The sequence below is a fragment of the Pseudomonas sp. MC6 genome, assembly GCF_054790575.1.
Map to the genome: position 1 here is coordinate 2268364 of NZ_CP186504.1, position 21816 is coordinate 2290179.

The window sequence follows — 21816 nt, forward strand, 5'->3', positions numbered from 1 at the left end:
GCAGCGAGTCCGTGCAGACGGCGCGCAGCCTGGAAAAACTAAAACATCGGGGCGTGGGTGTCTGACATGGGAAGCGGGGACAAGCCATACCGGACAGGAGCCACACAACCCCCCGTGTAGGAGTGAGCCTGCTCGCGATGGCGTCAGGTCAGGCGATATGTTCGTGACTGACCCACCGCAATCGCGAGCAGGCTCACTCCTACAGGGTTTGTGTGCGCCGTTAGAGGCGGCGTTTGCGGTTGAGGTTGGGGATGGTGGTCGGGGCGATCTCGACCTGCCTGGCCTGCCGCGAGGTCTGTGCCGCCAGCGCGGCCAGTGTCGGCTGACTGAACAGCGTGCGCGCGTCGACATGCAGGCCGGCCAGACGCATGCGCGCGACCAGACTGACCGCCAATAGCGAATGCCCGCCCAGTTCGAAGAAGTTGTCGTGACGCCCCACCTGCTCGACGTTGAGCACCTGCGCCCAGATCTGCGCCAAAGCACTTTCCACGTCACCTTCGGGTGCCTCGTAAGGACGGCTGAGCAGTGCCTCCGCCCCCGGCTCCGGTAATGCCTTGCGATCGATTTTGTCGTTGGGCGTCAGGGGCAGCACCGCCAGCATCACATAGGCACCGGGCACCATGAACTCCGGCAACTGCGCCAATACATGCGCTCGCAATGCTTCAAGCGTCGGCGCAGCCAGCTCGGTACGCAGGGTGTAATAAGCCACCAGCCGCTCATCGCGCACCAGCACCACTGCCTCACGGATCGCCGGATGTTCCAGCAGGCGCGCTTCAATTTCGCCCAGCTCAAGACGCACCCCGCGCAGCTTGACCTGAAAGTCATTGCGACCGAGGAATTCGAGATTGCCGTCAGCGCCGTAACGCACCAGATCCCCAGTGCGATACAAGCGGTCACCGGCCACGAACGGACTGTCGATAAAGCGTTCGGCCTGCAATTGCGGCAGCCCCAGATAGCCGCGCGCCACGCCCACTCCACCAATGTGCAAATGCCCGCTGACGCCAAACGGCACCGGTTGATCGCTGGCATCGAGGACATACAGCCGCGTGTTGCTCAGCGCCTTGCCGATTGGCACCAGTGTCGGCGGCAGCGGCTCGCCGGGCTCCAGGGTCCAGCCGCTGCTGTCGACCGTGGTTTCGGTCGGCCCATAGACGTTGTGCAGACGCACCCACGGCAGGCGCTCGCGCACTTGCCGGGCCAGCGCAACGGTCAACTCGCCGCCACCGTTGAGCACGTCGGTGAGGCTGGTGCACTGGCTGACGTCGTCTTGTTCGATGAACTGCTGCAACAGCGCCGGCACGAATTTGACCACGGTAATATTCTGTTCGCGGATCACTTGCGTGACATACGCCGAATCACGGTTGCCGTCGGCCCGCGCCAAGACCAGGCGCATGCCCGAGCACAGCGGCCAGAAGATCTCCCACACCGAACTGTCGAAACTGTACGGCGCCTTTTGCAGCAACGCGCCGTGTTCAGTCGGCGGCGACAACTGCGAGCCCCAGTGCACCATGTTGCAAGCGCTGCGGTGTTCGATCATCACGCCCTTCGGCGTGCCGGTGGAGCCTGAGGTGTAGATCATGTAGGCCAGATTCGCCGCGCCGAGACCCGGAACCTGCGGATTATCGTGCGGCTGCTCCTGCCAGGCACCGAGGTCGAGATCGATCAGCGGCACGCCGGGTTCGCCGAGCAGATCGCGCGTCGCGGCATGCACCAGCAGCGCGACCGGTGCGCTGTCCTGCAACATGTAGTTCAGGCGTTGCAGCGGATAATCGGGATCGAGCGGCACATAGGCACCGCCCGCCTTGAGAATGCCCAGCAGACCGATCACCAGCTCCGGCCCGCGCTCGACGCAGATCGCTACCCGCGAATCCGGCTGCACGCCGAGCCCGCGCAGATGATGAGCCAAGCGGTTGGCCTGCTCATTCAACTCGCGATAGCTCAGGCGTTGCTCGGCGAACTGCACGGCGATGGCATTCGGTCTGCGCTGCACCTGTTGTTCGAACAGCGCCTGCAGCGGTTGCTCCATCGGGCAGTCGACTGCCGTATCGTTGAACTCGATCAGCAGCCGTTGCAGTTCTTCCGGTGGTAACAACGGCAGGCTATTCAGCGGCCGCTGCGGCGTGGTCTCCAGCGCTTCTACCAAACCGTTCAGCGCCGACTGCACATAACTGCAAATGCGCTGCGCACCAATGCTCGACAGGGTTCGGGTGGTCAGACGCAAGCCCGTGCCGAGATCATCGACACTCAGGGTAAACGGGTAATTGGTGCGTTCCTCGTTGGCCAGGGTCTCGATGCCCTGCCAGGTTTGCCGGGAAGTCTTTTGCTCGACATCATCGCTGTGCCGGTAGTTGAGCAAGGCACTGAACAGCGGCGCTGGCGCGGCAACGCCACTGCAACGCTGGGCCAGCGCCAAAGAGGCATGTTCATGGGCGAGCAAAGCGGTCAGCCGTGCATGGGTGGACTTCACCGCCGCGCGCGCGCCTTCACCGACGTCGACCCGCAGCGGCAAGGTGTTGATGAACACCCCCAGCGCCCGGTCGGCACCCTCGCCGCCCTGCATGCGCCCCATCAACACTGTGCCGAACACCACGCTTTGCTGGCCGGATGTCGTCGCCAACACTTGCGCCCAGGCGAGGTGGATCAGGCTGGCGACGCTGACGCCCGCCAGACGTGCCTGCTGCTGCATGCGCTGATAGAGATCGCTCGCCAGGGTTTGCTCGGCTTCTTCGATGTTGCTGCCGTCACCCTGTACGTTCTGCAAAGCGAACGGCAAGGTCGGCTCGTCGATGTCGGCGAGCATCTGGCGGAAAAACGCTTCATGCTCCTGTTCACTGACACCCAGTCGCGTCTGCGCCACATAGTTGCGGTATGGCACCGGCGGCGCCAGCGGTTCAGCGCTCCCGGACAGGCAGGCGTGGATTTCTTCGCGCATCGCCTCCAGCGCAATGTGATCCATCGCCAAATGATGGAACAGCAAGATGCCGACCACCCGGTTGTGCGCGGGATCACGGGCATACATCAGGCGCAGTAGCGGCGCCTGACTGACGTCGAGGCGATAACGCCGTGCATCGAAACGCTCGTGCAACTGATCGATGATCGCGCCGCCAACAGGGTCGAGTTCGACTTCCTCCACCGGCAAAATGGCCTCGCGCCACACCACTTGCACTGGCGACGTCAACCCTTCCCAAACCACCGCCGTACGCAGGATATCGTGCCGCGCCATGACCTGACGCAACGCAGCGGCGAAGGCCTCGACCCGTTCGAGGCTGTCGAACGCCAGCAGCGATTGCAGCAGGTACGGATCGCCCTGCGCGGCGGTGATGTGGTGATAGAGAATGCCTTCCTGCAACGGCGCCAAGGGGTAGATGTCCTGCACATTGGCGGCACCACCCGGCACCGTCGCGACAATGCGCTCGATCATCGGCTGATCCAGTTGCACCAGCGGCAGCAGATCCGGCGTGATGTGCGTGCAATCGGGCGCAATGCGGTTGGCCGGCACCTCGACTTCGCGGCCGCTGCCCTCCGCTGCAGCCAATGCGGCCAGTGTCGGTTGGCTGAACAACACGCGAACATCGCTGCTCATGCCAATCTGGCGCATGCGTTCGATCAGGCCGACGGCGAGCAAAGAGTGGCCGCCCAGCTCAAAGAAGTGGTCGTGACGCCCTACCCGTTCGACTTGCAAGACCTCGGCCCAGATCTGCGCCAAAGCGATTTCTACGTCACCTTGGGGCGCCTCGTATTGCCGCCGGATCAGCGCTTCCGGCCCCGGCGTCGGCAAGGCCTGGCGATCGAGCTTGCCGTTGGCCGTCAGCGGCAACGTCGCCAGACGGATATAGGCGGCCGGCAGCATCGCGGCTGGCAAGCGCGATGTCAGGTGCGCGTGCAGTTGCAGGATGTCCAGCGTTTCACGTTCGGTGAACCACGCCAATAGCTGGCCGTCACGCACCAACGCCACGGCTTCCTGCACCTCGTCATGGCTGGAGAGTGCCGCTTCGATTTCGCCCAGTTCGACACGCACGCCACGGACTTTCACCTGGTCATCGTTGCGACCGATGTACTCAAGATTGCCGTCGGCGCGCCAGCGGGCGAGATCGCCGGTGCGATACATGCGCGCATCCGGTTGCGCACTGAACGGGTCGTCGAGAAAGCGTTCGGCGGTCAGCTCCGGGCGATTCAGATAGCCCCGGGCAACCCCGGCGCCGCCGACATACAGCTCGCCGATGATGCCGATCGGCAGCGGGCGCTGCTGATCATCGAGCAAATACGCCGTGGCATTGCTCACTGGTTTGCCGATGTGCAACGCCTGCCCGGACATGATCAGCCCCGAGGTGGCGACCACCGTGGCTTCGGTCGGCCCGTAGTTGTTGACCACCGCAAAACCCGGCGCACGGTTGAACTGGCGCAGACGATCACCGCCGATCAGCAAGGTGCGCAAGGTCGGATGGTCGAGTTGTTTGCTGAAAGCGTATTCGGCAATCGGCGTTGGCAGGAAGCTGACGTCCAGCGGCTGCGCACGCCACCAGTCGAGCAGCGCGTCGATGTCTTCGTTGCCTTCGCTTGCGGGCGACAAGTGCAATGTCGCCCCGGCACACAACGCCGGCCAGACCTCCCACGCCATCGCGTCGAAACCGAAGCCGGCGAGGCTCGAAGTGTGCTGTCCGATGCCGAGCCCGAATGCCTCGCAGTGCCAGTCGACCAGATTGCCGAGTGTGCGGTGCTCGACCATCACACCTTTGGGCAATCCGGTTGAGCCGGAGGTGTAAATTACATAAGCGAGGTTTTTCGTGGTCAACCCCGGCACGTCAGGATCGACCATGTTATCGAGCGACCATTCGCGCCGATCGAGCTCGATCACCGGCAGCGCTGTGGCGGGCAAACGCTCACGCAGATCGCTTTGGCTCAGCAACGCCACCGGAGCGCTGTCACTGAGCAAATAGCTCAGGCGCTCGGGCGGATGCGCCGGGTCAATCGGCACATAAGCGGCGCCAGCCTTGAGAATCGCCAGCAACCCGACCAATGTATCGAGGCCTCTGCGGGCAACGATCGCTACCCGGTCATCCGGCCGTACACCGAGGCCCAGCAGATGATGGGCCAACGCGTTGGCTTGCCGGTTCAGTTCGGCGTAGCTCAGCGTCCGCCCCTGACAAGTCGCGACCACAGCGTCCGGTTGTTCGGTCACTCGGGATTCAAATCGCCGTTGAATCAGCTGGCCCTGCGGATAACTGACTCGGGTGTCGTTCCACTCATCGAGCAGGGCCAGCTCTGCCGGGCTATTGAGGTTGAAATCGGCGATTGCCAGCGCAGGGCATTCCAGGCCTTGCTCCAGTATCAACAACAAGTGTTCGGTCAACGACGCGATCTCGTCTGCCGTGAAACAGGCCGGCGAGTACACCAGATGCAACCAGGCCTTATCGGTGTAACGGTTGCTGCGCAGGTGAAGGGCCAGCGGTGTCGCCTCGTACTGGTTGGAGACCTTGACCGAGTGTCCCGACGCCTCACCGTAACGGTAGTCATGGTCGTCCTGTTCGTACGACACCGACAGTTCGAACAGTTGCGCACGGTCTTCACGCAACAGGCCCAGCGCGCGGTTCATCTCGCTCAGCGGGTAGCGCTGATGGCGGAAATCCTGCTTCAGGCCAGCGCCGATCGCCTTGATCAATTCACCAAATGACAGTGCCCGGCCAAACTCCATACGCATTGCACTGACCTGGGTGAATAACCCTAGAGTGCTTTTGAAGCGGGCACCGGAGCGATTGAGAATCGGCAACCCGACCACCCACTCGTCACGTTGCGCGGTGCGACTGAAATACACGTGCAGCGCCGCCAGCAACACGTGAAAGGCCGAGCCACCCAATTGCCGCGCGCAGTCCTTCATGCGCTCGTGCAGCACGGTTGGAAAAGCCTCGACGTGGATGCGACTGGGGGCGGCTTCAACGTCGAGGGATTCGCGATGGCGGGCAGTCAACAAGGGTTCGGGCAAGCTGCGGTACTTGTCCAGCCAGTAGCGTTGATCTCGCTCATAACGGGGTGACTGGTGGTAGCGCGCGTCATCTTCGATAAAGCCGACGTAGGACGGTGCCGCCCCACTCGGACGCTCGCCAAGGCACAACGCGCTGTAGATGTCGCCCAGCGACTTGAACAGCAGAGCGAAAGCCCAGCCATCGATAATCAAGTGGTGGGCCTGCGCTGCCAACCAGTGGCGATCGCGATCGAGGCGAATCAGAGTGAAGCGGAACAACGCTTGCCCGTGCAACACGAAGGCATGCGCCATCTGCTCTTCGACCAGCGTGCGGGCCGCCGACTGCGGATCGGGGTGCCCACTGAAGTCATGCAGCGGCATGGCCACCGGCAACACCTGGGCAAACCCTTGCAACGGCAGCCCGTCGTGACCAACATCCGATCGCAGAACAATGCGCAAGGCATCATTCGCTTCCACCAGACACTCAAGCGCCGATTGCAGCAATGCCGGATCCAGCGGCCCGGTCAGCTCCACATAACCGCCAATGTTATACAGCGGCGAATCTCCACGGCTCAGTTGGTCCAGCCAGATATCCCGTTGAGCGGCAGTCAGCGCGAATGTCTCGACAGGCACGGACAGATCGTCCGCCACGTTGGCAGAAGTAGGCTGCATAAGATCCTTCTCATGTGATTTTGCCGGTATTCAAGCATCGGCCCCGACGCTGACATGACACCTGAAACCCGGACAACCGCGAGGCTCGAACACGCCTGTCTGACGTTTACGGGCGTGTTTATCGTAGGCACTGTCGAAAAGCTCGGAGAGGAAAAACTGAAAAGCTTGTAGGAAAAAAACCACATAGCAGCGCCGCCATTTGCCCGAGCGCTGCCGATCAGAACTCCCCTTCGCCAGGTTTTCCGGGGCTTCAGCGTGACTGAACAGTCACTCATGCCGGTACACCTGGGTTCAGCGGCGTCAGAACCCCGGCGCCAAGATTCAGAAATAGTGGCACTTTGTGTCCCTGTTTTCCCCTACAGACGTAGGACAAATCCATAGGCTTAAATCCCGCTCCAGATCATGTTCAAGGAGAAATGACTGCGTGGGCGGCTTTTACAGAGACGGCAGACGATTCAGTGATGGCTCTGAACCAGGGATGAAGGATATGAATCTGACCGGCACTATTCGCAACACCGAAAACCCGCATTTCTACTGGCAACTCGGTGAACTGATTGCCAGTACCGGCGATGATCACTTCGCCACGAACATGTTCCAATTGGTCGACACACTGGTGCCGGTCAACCGGGTAGATCTCAGTGAGTGGACGCTGGATGAGCGTCAGGCCAGTGTGGTCGACATCAAACCCTTGGGCAGCGCCGGTCCGGCGCAGACGTGTGCCCCGCCCGATCCGCTGGAGAGCCCCGACGATCATCCGCTGTTGCAGAAAATGATCGAGATGAACGACTCGTTGCTGATTCAACTGAAAGCCTCGCTCCAGCCGCGCCATCCGCAACACAGCGCCCATCAATGCAATCTGGTCTCGCGCACGTCCAACCGCCGTTGCGTGATTTCGTTTTACCGACCGCATACACAACGGGTGTTTTCCCTGCCGGAGTTGTCGTTTCTGAAAAGTCTGTCCGACACCCTGCTGCCACTGATCGAACGCCACGCACAGATCAGCCGGCAGATCCTTGCCAGGCAACCTCGCCAACCCTTGGCCGAGCTGGATCAGGCACCGCTGGCGCAAGTGTTCGATGAGCGATTGGCGCTCAGCGACATCGCCCTGTCGGTGCGCGAGAAAGAAGTCTGCCTGGGCTTGTTGACCGGTGGCACCGTGCCGCAAATGGCGGAAAAACTGCGGGTCAAAAACAGTTCGATCGAGACGTATCTCAAGCGCGCCACCGCCAAACTCGGCGTCAGTGGCCGCCATGGTCTGGCGAAATGGATGGCCGGGGCCTGAGCACAACGCTCTTTATATGCATGAGGCAGTTCGATGTTGACGTTGCGACTTTCCCTGCTGTCCATCGCGGTGCTGATGGGCGGTTGTTCATTGATTCCCGAGTATCAGCGCCCCGCATCCCCCACCGCCGCGCAATATCCGACAGCAACGCAAGCGGCCAGGAACGGCGAAGACTGGCGCACACTGTTCACCGACCCGGCGCTGCAACAGCTGATTGAAAGCGCCTTGGTCAACAACCGCGACCTGCGCGTAGCGGCTCTTAACGTCGAAGCCTTTCAGGCGCAATACCGCATTCAGCGCGCCGACCTGTTCCCGGCGGTGTCGGCCAACGCCAACGAGTTGCGCCAGCGGATGCCGCCGAGCGTGACCCAGGGCAAAGCGCTGATCAACTCGACGTACTCGGCCAACCTCGGCATCAGCGCCTATGAACTGGATTTCTTCGGGCGCGTGCGCAGCCTCAGCGAGGAGGCCTTGCAGACCTGGCTCTCGACTGAAGAAGCGCGGCGCAGTGCCGAGCTGAGTCTGGTGGCCAGCGTCGCCAACGCTTACCTGACCTGGCGCGCCGATCAGGAACTGCTGGAACTGACCCGCGACACCCTTGCCGCCGATGAGCAGAGCCTGCACCTGACCACGCGCAATCGCGAGGCCGGCAAATCGTCGGCGCTGGAACAGGCGCAGGCGCGGACCAGCGTCGACAGTTCCCGGGCCAATCTGGCGCGCTACCAGCGTCAGGTCGCCCAAGACTTGAACAGCTTGACCTTGCTGGTCGGCGCACCGGTGCCGGACGCCCTGCCCGCCCGTCCGCTGGCCAGCGATCTGGTGCAACAACTGCCGGCCGGACTGCCTTCGGACCTGTTGCAGCGCCGTCCGGACATTCTCCAGGCTGAATACAAACTCAAGGCCGCCAACGCCAATATTGGCGCAGCGCGGGCGGCGTTTTTTCCCAGTGTCAGCCTGACGGCGAATGCCGGCACCTCCAGTCGTGACCTGTCCGGATTGTTCGGCGGTGGCTCGGGCGCGTGGAGCTTTCAACCGCAGATCAGCCTGCCGATCTTCAATGCCGGCAGCCTGCGCGCGAGTCTCGATTATTCGAAGTTGCAGAAAGACGTCGCAGTGGCCGAATACGAAAAATCGATTCAGACCGCGTTTCAGGAGGTCGCCGACGGCCTCGCCGCGCGCAGTACGTATCAGCAGCAATTGCAGGCGCAGCGCGATCTGGTCGCGGCCACGCAGACCTATTACAACCTGGCGCAGAACCGTTATCAGAATGGCGTCGACAGCAGCCTGACGTTCCTCGATGCGCAGCGTTCGTTGTTCAGTTCGCAGCAGGGTCTGATCACCGATCGCCTTGCGCAACTGGTCGCCGAGGTCAATCTGTACACCGCGCTGGGCGGTGGCTGGAGCGCTGACGAGTCGCGAATGCAGTGAGCCATCGTCACTTTTTCTTACACCTTTTGTCGCTCGATCCTGTGCCGTGCGGCGATCCGTGGCCGGCCTCTGCCCTCAGTTTGGTATCATGCGCCGCTTTTACGGTTAACCCCCCGCCAGTCCTGCTGACTGACGGGCTGCAAAAGGCGGTATTAGATGACGGCTTTGTTGACTCGCCGCAAGGTGCTTGCGGGAATGGGCGTGCTCGGGCTAGGCCTGCTCGCCGGCTGCGACACCCGCGGCCAACTGTCGTACAAGTACGGCAAGGATCTGAGTAACAAGATCATGGGGCGCACCTTCAAACTGAAGAACACCGACGGCGAAACCATGACGCTGTCGAGCTTTCGCGGCATGATGCCGATGGTCTTCTTCGGTTTCACCCAGTGCCCGGCGGTCTGCCCGACCACCCTCGCCCGCGCAGCAAAAATCAAGAAACTGATGGGCGCCGATGGCGATCGCTTGCAGGTGATCTTCATCAGCCTCGATCCCGAGCGCGACACCCCGGAAATCCTCGACGCCTACATGAAAGCCTTCGACCCGACCTTCGTTGCGCTGTACGGCACGCTTGAGGAAACCGCGGCCACGGCCAAGGAATTCGACGTGTTCTACGAGAAAGTCCCGGCCGGCGACACGTACACCATCTCGCACACCGCCACCAGTTACGTTTACGACTCCAATGGCGGCTTGCGCCTGGGTCTGTCCACCTCGCTTTCGGCAGAACAATGCACGGAAGATTTGCTTACTGTTATGGAGGTTTGCTGATGCAACCTGTTCTGAACCACCTCAAACGCGCTGTTATCGGTCTGTCTCTGCTGGGCCTGGCGTTCCAGGTCTCCGCGCAGACCAAAGTCGACGACGCCTGGGTGCGTGCCACCGTGCCAACCCAGACCGCCAGCGGCGCGTTCATGACCCTCACCGCCGACAGCGACAGCAAGTTGCTCAGCGTCGCGACGCCGGTGGCCAAAGATGTGCAGATCCACGAAATGACCATGAAGAACGACGTCATGAGCATGGGCCCGGTAAAGTTCGTCGAGCTGCCGGCCGGCAAAGCCGTCAAGCTTGATCCGAACGGCTACCACGTGATGCTGATGGGCCTGACCGGTCAGCTTAAGGAAGGCGAAACAGTGCCGCTGACCCTGACCGTGGAAAACGCCAAGGGCGAGAAAGAAACCATCGAAGTTAAGGCACCGGTTCGTGCGCTGACCAACATGGAAGGTCACGATCACAGCAAGATGCATTGATCACTGAGCGGCAGTAAAAAAGGGGCGGCCCGATCGATGATCAGGCCGCCCCTTTTTTTGTTTTTGATGTGTGCCGAATTAACGCTTGCGGGCCAATGCCTTGCGCACGCTTTCCCGTGACATCCCCGAGCCGGAACGGGTCACGGCTTTCTCTACGGGCGCCTTGGCCAACTGTCCCTTGCGCTTTTCCACCTCACGCCACTGGTAACCGAGATATCCGCCTGCCGCCACAATCCCCAGCCAACCGAACACCGAACTGACGAAGAACCACAGCCCGAGGGTGATCCACACGTTTTTCGAGGTGAACAGCTTCAAGCTGTCATCAGCAGGCAACGGTTCAACCGGTTCAACCGCTGCCTGCTGCGTCACCGGCACTCTATGCACGCCATCCAGATCAATGCGCCAAGCGAAGTCCGCCCCGGCCACCGGAATGTCTAGCTGATTGCCTTCAGCACGATGCCCCCGAATGTCGCCATCGACGAGCGACGTGGAGCTGAAACTGATCTGGGTTTCATAGTGAATCTCGCCGTTGACCTGGGTCACGACCGTTCGTTTTTGGTCAATGCGGGTGTCGCGCATGTCGATTCCTTGAGCGTTCCACGTCGGACGACGTGCGAAGGGATAATCCGTTGGGCTCGAATGCTACTGAGTGGTTATTACGCTGTCCAGAAGGCGTGCTTTTAAGCTACTGACCTAGGCGAAAATCCTCCGGCATGAGTCTGTTCTAGGCTACCAGCCATGATGGAAAGTGTGCTTTACATCGAATAAATCTTCAGCGACCATGTAAAGGGTCTTTTACATAGGAAGTGAAGAATGAACCGGTACTACCTCGAATTGGGCGCAGCATTAATCATCTACATGCTGGTCCTGACAGCCTCATTGATTGCCTCGCAATACCTGATGGACGCCCCCATCGTGCTGCGCTCGGCCGTCGCACTGACGCCGATCATTCCGGCGGGACTGATGTGCTGGGCCATTGTGCGCAACATGCGGCGCATGGACGAAATGCATCTGCGCATCCAGTTCGAAGCGCTGGGCTTCGCCTTCGCCGCCTCGGCACTGTTGACCTTCAGCTACGGTTTTCTGGAAAACGTCGGCGCTCCGCACATTCCGTGGACGTGTGTGTGGCCGGTGATGGGGCTGATGTGGATTGTCGGCCTGCAAATTGCGCGACGCCGCTACCAATGAAAAACCGCCTTAAGGAATTGCGCGCCGAGCGCAAGTGGTCGCAAGTCGATCTGGCTGAACGCCTGAGCGTGTCGCGTCAGACGATTAACGCTATAGAGAACGAACGCTACGACCCGAGTTTGCCGCTGGCATTCCAGATTGCCCGGGCGTTCGCGATGCCCATAGAAAGCATCTTCGATGATAGAGATACTGCGCAAGCTTAAGGGCCTGCGCATTAACCCCCGTTGTTCAACCGTTACGCGACAGCGCTTTGCGCACACTGCTGCTGGTCATGCCTGCAGGTTCGGCGGTTGCCTGAGGTTGCGCCTGAGCCTGAGGTTGCTCAGGCATTTGCACCTGGTCGGACCGCCCTGCGTGGTATTGGCTTTCGACCTGCTGGTTCAAACGGGCCAAAAAGGCTTCCAGTTCGGCAACCAACAGCTTCTTGCGCTTGGAGCCTTTGACGCACTCATAAATGTAATAGCCCGTCCCCACCAGAAAGCCCAACACACCGGCAACCAGACCGATGCCGATCCACAAGGCAAAGGCAATCAGCAAGGGCTTCCAGCGAAACGGCGACAACCCAAGCTCAGTGTTGAGCGCCTTGGCATCGCGAATCTGGTAGGTCTTGGCCGAGGCTTGGTTTTGCAGGTAGGTGTGCAGCGTCTTCTTGCCATCGCTGCTCAACGCGCTGATCAGCGAAATGTCCTGACCGCTGCGCAGAGGAATATCGAGCCCGCGGAAATTCACATCGTGCTCGATACCGTCCGCCGTTCTGATCCAGAACTCATGGTTGATAACCATCACCGAGTTGATGTGCACTGCGATGGGCTGACCATTGCTGTCGAATTGCCCGTTGCCACCGGTGGAGGTGATGTGGGTTTCGCTCATTTTCTCGCTGCCCACCACCTCACCGCTCAACACGGTGAAATCAACGGTTACATCGCCATGGGTGAACTTGTGCATTGGGGGTCCTTGATGCGTCGGTCGACGTTCGGGATAGAAATCCATAGGCCGCGAATGCTACTAAGTGGCCATCTCCCTGTCCAGAACGCCCCGCCCCCTCAGAATTAATCGCCCCCTTAGCTCCCCGCGCCACCATGCGCCTCTTCAAAGAAATAATCCTTCCAGCTATCGGCCTTGTTCTTCAGCACGCCCAGCTCCTGCAACTTCTCGGCATAAATAAAGGTGCGCTGCGGCACCACAGTGAAATCGATTTCGGGGTCTTTGACGATTTGCTCGACCAGGGCCAGCGGCAATTTCGACTGCTCGACACGAATGTACGCCTGAGCCGCTGCCGGCTTATCAGCCTTGATAATCTTCTCGACCTCGGCCAAAGCGTCGTAGAACGCCTTGTAGGTTTTCGGGTTTTCGTCGTGGAATTTTTCCGTGGTGTACAGCACGTTGAACGTCGCCTGCCCGCCAAGCACGTCGTAGGAACTCAACACTTTGTGCACGTTGGGATTCTGCAGGGCCTGGTACTGAAACGGCGGGCTGGAGAAGTGCGAGTTGATTTCCGAGCCGCCGGCGATCAGCGCGGCGGTCGCATCGGGGTGCGGCAGGCTGACTGAGATGTCATCGAATTTCTTGTACTGCGCGTCACCGAACTCCTTGGCGGTTTCGATCTGCAAAGTACGCGACTGGAAGCCGACACCGGCGGCCGGCACAGCAATTCGGTCCTTGTCGGTGAAGTCCTTGAGCGTCTTGATGTTCGGGTTATTGGTCAACAAATAGTTGGGCATCGAACCCAGTGCAGCGATGGCTTTGACGTTCTGTTTGCCTTTGGTGCGATCCCACACGGTGAGCATCGGCGGCACGCCCGCCGAAACCACATCGAGCGAACCAGTCAGCAGCGCCTCGTTCATTGCTGTAGCGCCGGAAATGCTGTTCCAGTCGACCTTGATATCGAGGCCCTGCTCCTTGCCGTGTTTTTCGATGAGGTTCTGATCGCGCACCACATCGAGAATCAGGTAACCGATGCCGAATTGCTGGGCGATGCTGATCTTGCCTTCGGCCTGAGCGCCGGTGCTGAACAACGCACTCGCGGCCAGAGAAGCGGCCAGCAGAGTCAGTGCGGAACGTTTGAACGGTGTGGCCATGACAACCTCGCAGCATGGGGTGGTTTGCTGAAAGGCCTGACTTTATCGCTATAAAAAATAGAAATTAAATATCTTTATCGCATATCGATAGCACGGGTTGTTGAGCGGAATGAGGCTGCAATCTTTTGATTCCGGGTTTCGATAACAAGATCAAAAGATCGCAGCGTCCCGCAGCTCCTACATTGGAATTCGGTGGCGGCTCGAAGGGTTAAACAGCCTGAAACAATAAATCCACCAGCCTCAATATCGTCGATTGCCGTGCCACGCGAGGGCCGGTCAGGGCTGCAGACGCGACATCACCTTCGAAAGCTCGCGCACCAGCGCATCAGTTGAGCGTTTAAAAGGGCGATCAGACAGCCCACCCTTGGTATCATCGCGCACACTTTTATGACGATTTAATGGCTGGAAGGTCTTTTTTTGTGAGCGCTCTTTTTAACCGGTTGCGGCAGCCGTATGCCCGCCTCTTTTCGCTGATTTTTCTCGTGTTGATTGTGCCGGTGTGCCTGCGTGCAGCACTGGGCTGGTCAACACCGCTGGGCTATGTGTCGGACCTGGCCATTGGCAGCCTGTTGGTGGTGTTGCTGCATCGCCGGGCGTGGTGGCTGGCCTTGCCGGTATTGGTGTTCTGGGGATTGCTGGCGGTGGCGACGGCTGAGCTGGTCAGCGCGGTCGGGCGTCTGCCGACACCTTCGGATATTCATTACCTGATCGATCCGCAGTTCGTCGAGAACTCCACCGGCGGCGGGCTGGCGCATCCGGCATTGGGCATCACCTTGCTGCTCGCCCTGCTGTTTTGGCTGCTGACTCAATTTGCCGGCCGTGGCATGCAGCGTCCAGCCCTGCCCCGCGCGGTCTGGGGCGCGCCGCTGGCGCTGTTCGCCGCGCACTGGGGCGCGCAAAACCTGTGGCCAAGCGAAGCGGATCCGTGGCGCCAGTACAATCTGCCGCACCAGTTGCTGGCGACCGAAGTGGCCGATCTGCAGATCCGGGCCGAGGAATGGCTCGATGGCGATGTCGAAGAACCCGCGCCGGCCATGGCCGGACTCACCGACGTCGACCTCAACGGGCAGAAACTGCTGGCCGTACCAGGTCAGGCGCGCAACGTACTGATCATCGCCCTCGAAGGCATTCCCGGCGCCTACATCCGCGCCAACCGCGAGGCCATCGGCAGCCACTATCAGGAAGACCTGATGCCCAACCTCAGCCGCTGGGCCGAGCGCGGCATGAACACCCCGGATTACGTGCTGCATACCCACCAGACCATTCGCGGTCTGTACGCGATGCTTTGCGGTGACTACGACAAACTCAACAACGGCACGCCCAAAGGCGTGGAAATGCTCACCCTCAACGAACGCAATCAGGCCTGCCTGCCGGCGCAACTGCGGGAGCACGGCTTCAGCACGCACTATCTGCAAGGTGCCGGCCTGCGTTTCATGGCCAAAGACAAGATCATGCCGCACATCGGTTTTGATGCGACCCACGGTCTGGAGTGGTTCAGCAACAGCAACTATCTGGAATTCCCGTGGGGCAAGGATGACAAGGCATTTTTCGAAGGCGCGCTGGACTATGTCGGCCAACTGAAAAAGCAGAAAAAGCCGTGGATGCTGACGTTGCTGACCGTCGGCACCCATCAGCCCTACTCCGCGCCTGAGGAATATCTGGAGCGCTACGAAACGCCAAAACAGGCTGCCGTCGGTTATCTCGACGATGCGCTGGAACAGTTCCTCAGCGGCCTCGAACATCAGGGCGTTCTGAAAGACACGCTGGTGGTGATCACTTCCGACGAATCCCACGGCATCGACGGCGTGCGCCTGGCCTCTTCATGGGGCTTCAATCTGACCTTGGCGCCGGAGCAAGAACAGCTGCCGCGGCTGAATAAAGGCGTGTATGGCCACGTCGATCTGAGCACCTCGATCCTCGACTACTTCGACTTGCCGGTGCCCTCCGCGCTGAGCGGTCGTTCGCTGTTTCGCGACTACGACAGCGGCCGCGAAATCATGTCGTTCACCAACGGCAAGCTGCGTTATCACAACGGTCAGGGGATCTTCTCCGAGTGCGACATGCCACGCCGTTGCCGCTATTACGAAAGCGCCGGCTTCATCGCCGAAAGTGCCACATACAAAGGCAACTACAGCGGCCACCCGGCCCGGCAGATCGCCGCCCGCGCCAATGCGCTGGACCTGTCACTGCTGCGTACGCCGCTCAATCATCGCTATCAGTTCGGCAGCACCAACGTCATCCCGCTGCAGGCGCAGATCAAGGATGACTGGGCCGACAATCTGATCGGCGCGCAGTACCTGGAAATGCCCAAAGGCTCGCACACCCGCGTGCGCCTGACCGTACGTTCAGTCGACCCGCAGCAGGCTGCGTACATTCAGCTCAAGGCCAAGGAGTTTGAACAGGACGTACAGATCGGTTTGCCACAGGAGATGGTGGCAACCGCCGACCAGCCACTGCAAATGAATTTCAGCTTCGACAACCCGCAAGAGCGCAAAGCGTTTTCTTTCCATTTGCTGGGGTATGGGTTGGGTGCGGTTGAGGTGACGGACTTCAGTGTGATTACTGAATTGCCGGGGCAAGAGGATATTCTCGACGACGTGCCGGAGGACGACACCGCCCAATCCACCTGACCAAGGTTCTATACGGGCGAGCGCGCAGTAAAAGGTTCTGACTATCAATGTCCAATAGTCGGCCTATTAGCTGACTCCCCAAGTCGGGTCTAGCCTTACTAGTCCGAAGTCGGCACGAGCCGGCCGTAGCAAACCTGATAAGGACCCGAACATGGCAAACGAATCGAAATGCCCGTTCAACCACGCCGCCGGTGGTGGTACGACGAACCGTGACTGGTGGCCGAATCAACTCAACCTGAAAATCCTCAGTCAGCATTCGCCAAAGTCCGACCCACTGGGCAAGGATTTCGACTACGCCAAAGCCTTCAAGAGCCTCGACTTTCAAGCCCTGAAACAAGATCTCAATGCGCTGATGACCGACTCCCAGGACTGGTGGCCGGCCGACTTCGGCCACTACGGCCCCCTCTTCATCCGCATGGCCTGGCACAGCGCCGGCACCTATCGCACCGCCGATGGCCGTGGTGGCGCCGGCTCCGGCCAGCAACGTTTTGCGCCGCTGAACAGCTGGCCGGACAACGTCAGCCTCGACAAGGCCCGCCGCCTGCTGTGGCCGATCAAACAGAAATATGGCCGCAATATTTCCTGGGCCGACCTGATCGTTCTGACCGGTAACGTTGCGCTGGAATCCATGGGCTTCAAGACCTTCGGTTTCTCCGGTGGCCGCCCCGATGTGTGGGAGCCGGACGAAGACGTCTACTGGGGTTCGGAACACGAATGGCTGGGTGGCGACAGCCGTTATGGCAAAGACAAGTCCGCCATGCAGGAGCCCGGAGACGGCACGCTGGTCGCCGAGCCGGATTTACACGGTAAAGAGGAAAGCCGCACCGATCAGGGCGAACGCAATCTGGAAAACCCGCTCGCTGCGGTGCAAATGGGCCTGATTTACGTAAACCCCGAAGGTCCGGAAGGCAATCCGGACCCGGTCGCGTCGGCCCACGATATCCGCGAAACCTTTGGCCGCATGGCCATGAACGATGAAGAAACCGTCGCGTTGATCGCCGGCGGCCACGCCTTCGGGAAAACCCACGGTGCCGGCCCTGCCGATAACGTCGGGCCGGAACCGGAAGCGGCCGGCCTCGAAGAACAGGGCCTCGGCTGGCGCAACGCGTTCGGCACCGGCAAGGGTGGCGATACCATCACCAGCGGCCTCGAAGTGACCTGGACCACCACACCGACAAAGTGGAGCAACAACTACCTGGAAAACCTGTTCGGTTTCGAGTGGGAGTTGAGCAAAAGCCCGGCTGGTGCGCACCAGTGGATTCCGAAAAACGGCGCCGGTGCTGGCACCGTTCCGCATGCCCATGATCCGAGCAAAAAACTTTCGCCGACCATGCTTACCTCCGACCTGGCGCTGCGTTTCGACCCGGCCTACGAGCAGATCTCGCGGCGCTTCCTCGCCAACCCGGATCAATTGGCCGACGCCTTCGCCCGCGCCTGGTACAAACTGATCCACCGCGACATGGGCCCGCTGTCGCGCTACCTCGGCCCGGAACTGCCGAGCGAAGAATTGCTGTGGCAGGATCCGATTCCGGATGTCACTCATCCGCTGATCGACGACAGCGATGCGGCGGCGCTGAAAAGCAAAGTACTCGCCTCAGGCCTGTCGGTGTCGCAACTGGTCTCCACCGCCTGGGCGGCACTCTCGACGTTCCGCGGCTCAGACAAGCGCGGCGGCGCCAACGGTGGTCGCCTGCGTCTGGCACCGCAGAAGTTCTGGCAGGCCAACCAGCCTGAGCAACTGGCCAAAGTGCTGCAAACCCTTGAGGGCATTCAGGGCGAGTTCAATGGCGGCGGCGCTGGCAAGAAAGTCTCGCTGGCAGACCTGATCGTGTTGGCAGGGAATGCCGGGGTTGAGCAAGCAGCGAAAAACGCCGGGCACTCCGTCTCCGTGCCGTTCAATCCGGGCCGTACGGATGCCTCGCAAGAGCAAACGGATGTTGACTCGTTTGGCTTCCTTGAACCGATTGCCGATGGTTTCCGCAACTACAGCAAGGGCAAATATACCGTTTCGGCCGAAGCGCTGCTGATCGACAAGGCTCAACTGCTGACCCTCACCGCACCGGAGATGACTGTGCTGCTGGGTGGTTTGCGGGTGTTGAATACCAACGTCGGGCAGACCCGTCATGGTGTGTTCACATCGCAAACTGAAGCGCTGACCAACGACTTCTTCACCAACCTGCTGGACATGGGCGTGGAGTGGAAGCCGACTTCAAGGGATGCGGATGAGTTCGAGGGGCGCGACCGTAAAACCGGCAGCGTGAAGTGGACGGCGACGCGGGTGGATCTGGTGTTTGGTTCCAATGCGCAACTGCGGGCGTTGGCTGAGGTGTATGCCAGTTCGGATGCGAAGGAGCAGTTCGTTAAGGACTTTGTTGCGGCGTGGACGAAGGTGACAAATCTGGATCGTTTCGACCTGAAGTAACTTTCGGTCAATTAAAACGCCGCATCATTAATGCGGCGTTTTTTGTGTGTACGGTTTGGGATTTGTGGTGATGCTTGAATCCTACCCCCTCACCCCAGCCCTCTCCCCCAAGGGGGCGAGGGGGAAAGGGAGCCGATCTTCGTGCTGTTCAAAACCTGAGTTCGACTCCGGACTTTCAGGTCGGCGTAACTCGAACATTCACCTCGGTCAGTCCCCTCTCCCACTGGGAGAGGGTTAGGGTGAGGGGCCCATCAAGCCAGGCTCTTGCTCACCACCTCATACACATCACTCGACAGCTGCCCCGACGCCCGAATCCGCTCCAACTCGCCCTTCATCAAGGCCTGACGCGCATCGTCATATTTGCGCCAGCGGGTCAGCGGCGCCAGTTGCCGCGATGCAATCTGCGGGTTAAAGCCGTTCAGCTCGATCACCAGATCCGCGAGGAAGCGATAACCGGAACCGTCCGCCGCGTGGAAGTTGATCAGGTTCTGTCCGGCAAATGCACCGACCAGTGCACGCACCTTGTTCGGGTTCTTGATGTTGAACGCCGGGTGCTGCATCAACGCTTTCACGCGCTCCAGACCGCCTGGCAAAGTACTGCCGGCCTGCACGCTGAACCACTGATCCATGACCAGAGGATTGTCCTTGAAGTGCTCGGCGAAACTGGCCAGTGCCAGTGCTTTCTGCTCTTCGAACGGCGAGTTGACCAACACCGCCAGCGCCGTCAAGCGCTCGGTCATGTTGTCGGCGCTTTCGAATTGCTCCAGCGCCGCCGCCAGTACTTCCGGCTTGCCGCTGAGCATCAGGTAAGACAGCGCAATGTTCTGCAGCGCACGACGAGCAAAGTGCTCGGCCTCGGCCACATACGGGGTCTTTTTCGACAGATCACGATTGGCTTGATAACGCAGCCAAAGGGCTTCGAACAAACCTTCCGCCAGTTGCTGACGAGCGAACTCACGGGCGATGTGAATGGCATCGACATCAGCCACTTCGCTGATTTCAGTGAGGTACGCCTCACCCGGCAGCGAGAGCATTTCCGCGACCATCGCCTGATCCAGCGACTCATCCGACAGCACCGTGCGCAACGCTGAAACCAAACGCGGATCGAGCTTCAGGCTTTCGCCCTTCTGCTGCTGGCCAATCAGCTCTTGCAGCACTTGCACTGACAGTTGCTGACCGGCATCCCAGCGGTTGAAGCCGTCGCTGTCGTGTTGCATCAGGAACATCAACTGATCGCGGTTGTACGGGAAGCTCAGTTTCACCGGCGCCGAGAAGCCGCGCAGCAGCGATGGCAGCGGCTGTTCAGCGATATCAACGAAGGTGAAGGTCTGTTCGGCTTCGGTCACCGAGATCACGCGGGTGGTGCCTTGCGCCGATGCTTCGCCGCTCAGACGCAGGGCAATCTCGTTGCCTTGGCTGTCCAGCAGGCCCAACTCGACCGGAATCACGAACGGCAGCTTTTCAACTTTGTCCGGGGTTTCCGGGCAGCTCTGGCGGAAGGTCAGGCTGTAGGTTTTCGCGGCAGCGTCGTAAGACTCGCTCACCGCCAGACGCGGTGTGCCGGCCTGGCTGTACCAGCGCTTGAACTGGGTCAGGTCGACGCCGTTGGCATCTTCCATCGCCTTGATGAAGTCGTCGCACGTCACGGCTTGGCCGTCATGACGTTCAAAGTACAGATCGCTGCCCTTACGGAAACCTTCAGCGCCGAGCAAGGTATGGATCATGCCGACCACTTCCGAACCCTTCTCATAAACAGTCAGGGTGTAGAAGTTGGAGATTTCGATAAAGCTGTCCGGGCGCACAGCGTGAGCCATCGGGCCGGCATCTTCGGCGAACTGGTGGGTACGCAGGTAGGCGACGTCCTGAATGCGCTTGACCGTGGCCGAGTTCATGTCGGCGGAGAAGCCGGAATCACGGAACACGGTGAAACCTTCCTTCAGCGACAGCTGGAACCAGTCGCGGCAGGTCACGCGGTTGCCCGACCAGTTGTGGAAGTATTCGTGAGCAACGATCGCTTCAACGCGCTGGTGTGCGGCGTCGGTCGCGGTTTCGGCGCGGGCCAGTACGGCGCTGGAGTTGAAGATGTTGAGGCCTTTGTTCTCCATCGCGCCCATGTTGAAGTCGTTGACCGCGACGATCATGAAGATGTCCAGATCGTACTCGCGACCGTAAACCTCTTCGTCCCAGCGCATCGACTTCTTCAGGCTGTTCATCGCGTGCTGGCACTTGTCGATGTTTTCCGGCTCGACGTAAATGCGCAGTGCAACATCGCGGTTGGTCATGGTGGTGAAGCTGTCTTCAACGCACCACAAGTCACCGGCCACCAGCGCAAACAGGTACGCCGGTTTCATGAACGGGTCTTCCCACGTCGCCCAGTGCCGGCCGTCTTCGCCCGGGCCCGAGGCGATCGGGTTGCCGTTGGAGAGCAATACCGGATAGCTGTGCTGCTCGGCGACCACGGTGGTGGTGAACTTGCTCATCACGTCCGGGCGGTCAAGGTAGTAAGTGATCTTGCGGAAACCTTCAGCCTCGCACTGGGTGCAGAACATCGTGCCGGATTTGTACAGGCCTTCCAGCGCGGTGTTGGTTTCCGGGTGGATCCTGACGCTGGTGTCGACTGTGAACGTTTCGGCGGTCGGCTGCAGGGTCAGATGATTCTCGGACAATTCATAGTCAGCAGCGCCAAGCTCTTTATCAGCCAGCGTCACCGACAACAACTCCAACTGCTGGCCATCGAGCACCAGCGGCGGCAGGCCCGGGCCACGTGCCGGGTTGCGGCGCATCACCAACTGCGCGTGCACCAGGCTGTGATCCTCGAACAACTCGAAGGTCAGGTGTGTTTCGTCAATCAGGTACTCGGGCGCCTGATAGTCCTTCAGGTAAATCATCTTCGGTTGTTCGGTGCGCATGCTGGGG

The 21816-nt window shown here is 60.3% G+C and carries 13 protein-coding genes; 8 read left to right on the plus strand and 5 right to left on the minus strand.

The features are described 5' to 3' along the window. Window positions 1-220 precede the first annotated feature (220 nt). Complete coding sequence (locus tag ACOYXE_RS10055; protein ID WP_460928999.1) at window positions 221-6631, minus strand: amino acid adenylation domain-containing protein; 6411 nt, start codon at window positions 6629-6631, stop codon at window positions 221-223. Between the two features lie 487 nt (window positions 6632-7118). Here ACOYXE_RS10055 and ACOYXE_RS10060 point away from each other — a divergent pair, with 487 nt between their 5' ends. The 4 genes from ACOYXE_RS10060 to ACOYXE_RS10075 all read left to right on the plus strand — a co-directional run bounded on the left by ACOYXE_RS10060 (window position 7119) and on the right by ACOYXE_RS10075 (window position 10582). Then, window positions 7119-7913 carry a helix-turn-helix transcriptional regulator gene (locus ACOYXE_RS10060; protein WP_460929001.1) on the plus strand — a complete coding sequence of 265 codons (795 nt, stop codon included), beginning with the start codon at window positions 7119-7121 and terminating at the stop codon, window positions 7911-7913. 33 nt (window positions 7914-7946) lie between these two features. Then, a complete protein-coding gene (locus tag ACOYXE_RS10065) occupies window positions 7947-9341 on the plus strand; it encodes an efflux transporter outer membrane subunit (protein WP_160057479.1) in 1395 nt (464 codons plus the stop codon). A 156-nt stretch (window positions 9342-9497) separates the two neighbouring features. Continuing rightward, window positions 9498-10103 (plus strand): SCO family protein, encoded by a 606-nt coding sequence (locus tag ACOYXE_RS10070; protein WP_008079652.1) that lies wholly within the window; start codon window positions 9498-9500, stop codon window positions 10101-10103. Beyond that, window positions 10103-10582: a copper chaperone PCu(A)C gene (locus ACOYXE_RS10075; RefSeq protein WP_160057478.1), complete on the plus strand. Its 480-nt coding sequence runs from the start codon at window positions 10103-10105 to the stop codon at window positions 10580-10582. The genes ACOYXE_RS10070 and ACOYXE_RS10075 overlap by 1 nt, the downstream gene beginning before the upstream one ends. 78 nt (window positions 10583-10660) lie before the next feature. Here ACOYXE_RS10075 and ACOYXE_RS10080 read toward each other — a convergent pair whose 3' ends face one another. Next, window positions 10661-11161 (minus strand): hypothetical protein, encoded by a 501-nt coding sequence (locus tag ACOYXE_RS10080; protein WP_160057477.1) that lies wholly within the window; start codon window positions 11159-11161, stop codon window positions 10661-10663. A gap of 234 nt (window positions 11162-11395) precedes the next feature. Between ACOYXE_RS10080 and ACOYXE_RS10085 the strand changes: the two genes are divergently transcribed. Together ACOYXE_RS10085 and ACOYXE_RS10090 are read left to right on the plus strand one after the other, a co-directional pair. Further along, window positions 11396-11770: a hypothetical protein gene (locus tag ACOYXE_RS10085; RefSeq protein WP_102899169.1), complete on the plus strand. Its 375-nt coding sequence runs from the start codon at window positions 11396-11398 to the stop codon at window positions 11768-11770. Continuing rightward, window positions 11767-11973: a helix-turn-helix transcriptional regulator gene (locus ACOYXE_RS10090; RefSeq protein WP_460929005.1), complete on the plus strand. Its 207-nt coding sequence runs from the start codon at window positions 11767-11769 to the stop codon at window positions 11971-11973. Before ACOYXE_RS10085 ends, ACOYXE_RS10090 begins: the two co-directional genes overlap by 4 nt. A gap of 25 nt (window positions 11974-11998) precedes the next feature. Here the strand turns inward: ACOYXE_RS10090 and ACOYXE_RS10095 are convergent, their stop codons facing one another. Both ACOYXE_RS10095 and ACOYXE_RS10100 read right to left on the minus strand, forming a co-directional pair. Then, window positions 11999-12715: an ERF4 family protein gene (locus ACOYXE_RS10095; protein ID WP_460929007.1), complete on the minus strand. Its 717-nt coding sequence runs from the start codon at window positions 12713-12715 to the stop codon at window positions 11999-12001. 116 nt (window positions 12716-12831) lie between these two features. After that, the gene (locus tag ACOYXE_RS10100) at window positions 12832-13848 is read right to left on the minus strand and encodes an ABC transporter substrate-binding protein (protein ID WP_460929009.1); all 1017 of its coding nucleotides are present in this window, start codon (window positions 13846-13848) and stop codon (window positions 12832-12834) included. 419 nt (window positions 13849-14267) lie between these two features. Between ACOYXE_RS10100 and ACOYXE_RS10105 the strand changes: the two genes are divergently transcribed. Together ACOYXE_RS10105 and katG are read left to right on the plus strand one after the other, a co-directional pair. Beyond that, complete coding sequence (locus ACOYXE_RS10105) at window positions 14268-16478, plus strand: LTA synthase family protein (protein ID WP_160057475.1); 2211 nt, start codon at window positions 14268-14270, stop codon at window positions 16476-16478. Between the two features lie 151 nt (window positions 16479-16629). Next, window positions 16630-18900 carry a catalase/peroxidase HPI gene (gene katG / locus ACOYXE_RS10110; protein ID WP_460929011.1) on the plus strand — a complete coding sequence of 757 codons (2271 nt, stop codon included), beginning with the start codon at window positions 16630-16632 and terminating at the stop codon, window positions 18898-18900. Between the two features lie 251 nt (window positions 18901-19151). Here the strand turns inward: katG and pepN are convergent, their stop codons facing one another. Then, a complete protein-coding gene (pepN, locus tag ACOYXE_RS10115) occupies window positions 19152-21809 on the minus strand; it encodes an aminopeptidase N (protein WP_460929013.1) in 2658 nt (885 codons plus the stop codon). Between the last annotated feature and the right edge of the window lie 7 nt (window positions 21810-21816).

Excerpts from the sequence above, each read along its gene's own strand:
- ACOYXE_RS10055 (WP_460928999.1), bottom strand. The coding sequence starts at position 6,631 with ATGCAGCCTACTTCTGCCAACGTGGCGGACGATCTGTCCGTGCCTGTC.
- ACOYXE_RS10060 (WP_460929001.1), top strand. The coding sequence starts at position 7,119 with ATGAATCTGACCGGCACTATTCGCAACACCGAAAACCCGCATTTCTAC.
- ACOYXE_RS10065 (WP_160057479.1), top strand. The coding sequence starts at position 7,947 with ATGTTGACGTTGCGACTTTCCCTGCTGTCCATCGCGGTGCTGATGGGC.
- ACOYXE_RS10070 (WP_008079652.1), top strand. The coding sequence starts at position 9,498 with ATGACGGCTTTGTTGACTCGCCGCAAGGTGCTTGCGGGAATGGGCGTG.
- ACOYXE_RS10075 (WP_160057478.1), top strand. The coding sequence starts at position 10,103 with ATGCAACCTGTTCTGAACCACCTCAAACGCGCTGTTATCGGTCTGTCT.
- ACOYXE_RS10080 (WP_160057477.1), bottom strand. The coding sequence starts at position 11,161 with ATGCGCGACACCCGCATTGACCAAAAACGAACGGTCGTGACCCAGGTC.
- ACOYXE_RS10085 (WP_102899169.1), top strand. The coding sequence starts at position 11,396 with ATGAACCGGTACTACCTCGAATTGGGCGCAGCATTAATCATCTACATG.
- ACOYXE_RS10090 (WP_460929005.1), top strand. The coding sequence starts at position 11,767 with ATGAAAAACCGCCTTAAGGAATTGCGCGCCGAGCGCAAGTGGTCGCAA.
- ACOYXE_RS10095 (WP_460929007.1), bottom strand. The coding sequence starts at position 12,715 with ATGCACAAGTTCACCCATGGCGATGTAACCGTTGATTTCACCGTGTTG.
- ACOYXE_RS10100 (WP_460929009.1), bottom strand. The coding sequence starts at position 13,848 with ATGGCCACACCGTTCAAACGTTCCGCACTGACTCTGCTGGCCGCTTCT.
- katG (WP_460929011.1), top strand. The coding sequence starts at position 16,630 with ATGGCAAACGAATCGAAATGCCCGTTCAACCACGCCGCCGGTGGTGGT.
- pepN (WP_460929013.1), bottom strand. The coding sequence starts at position 21,809 with ATGCGCACCGAACAACCGAAGATGATTTACCTGAAGGACTATCAGGCG.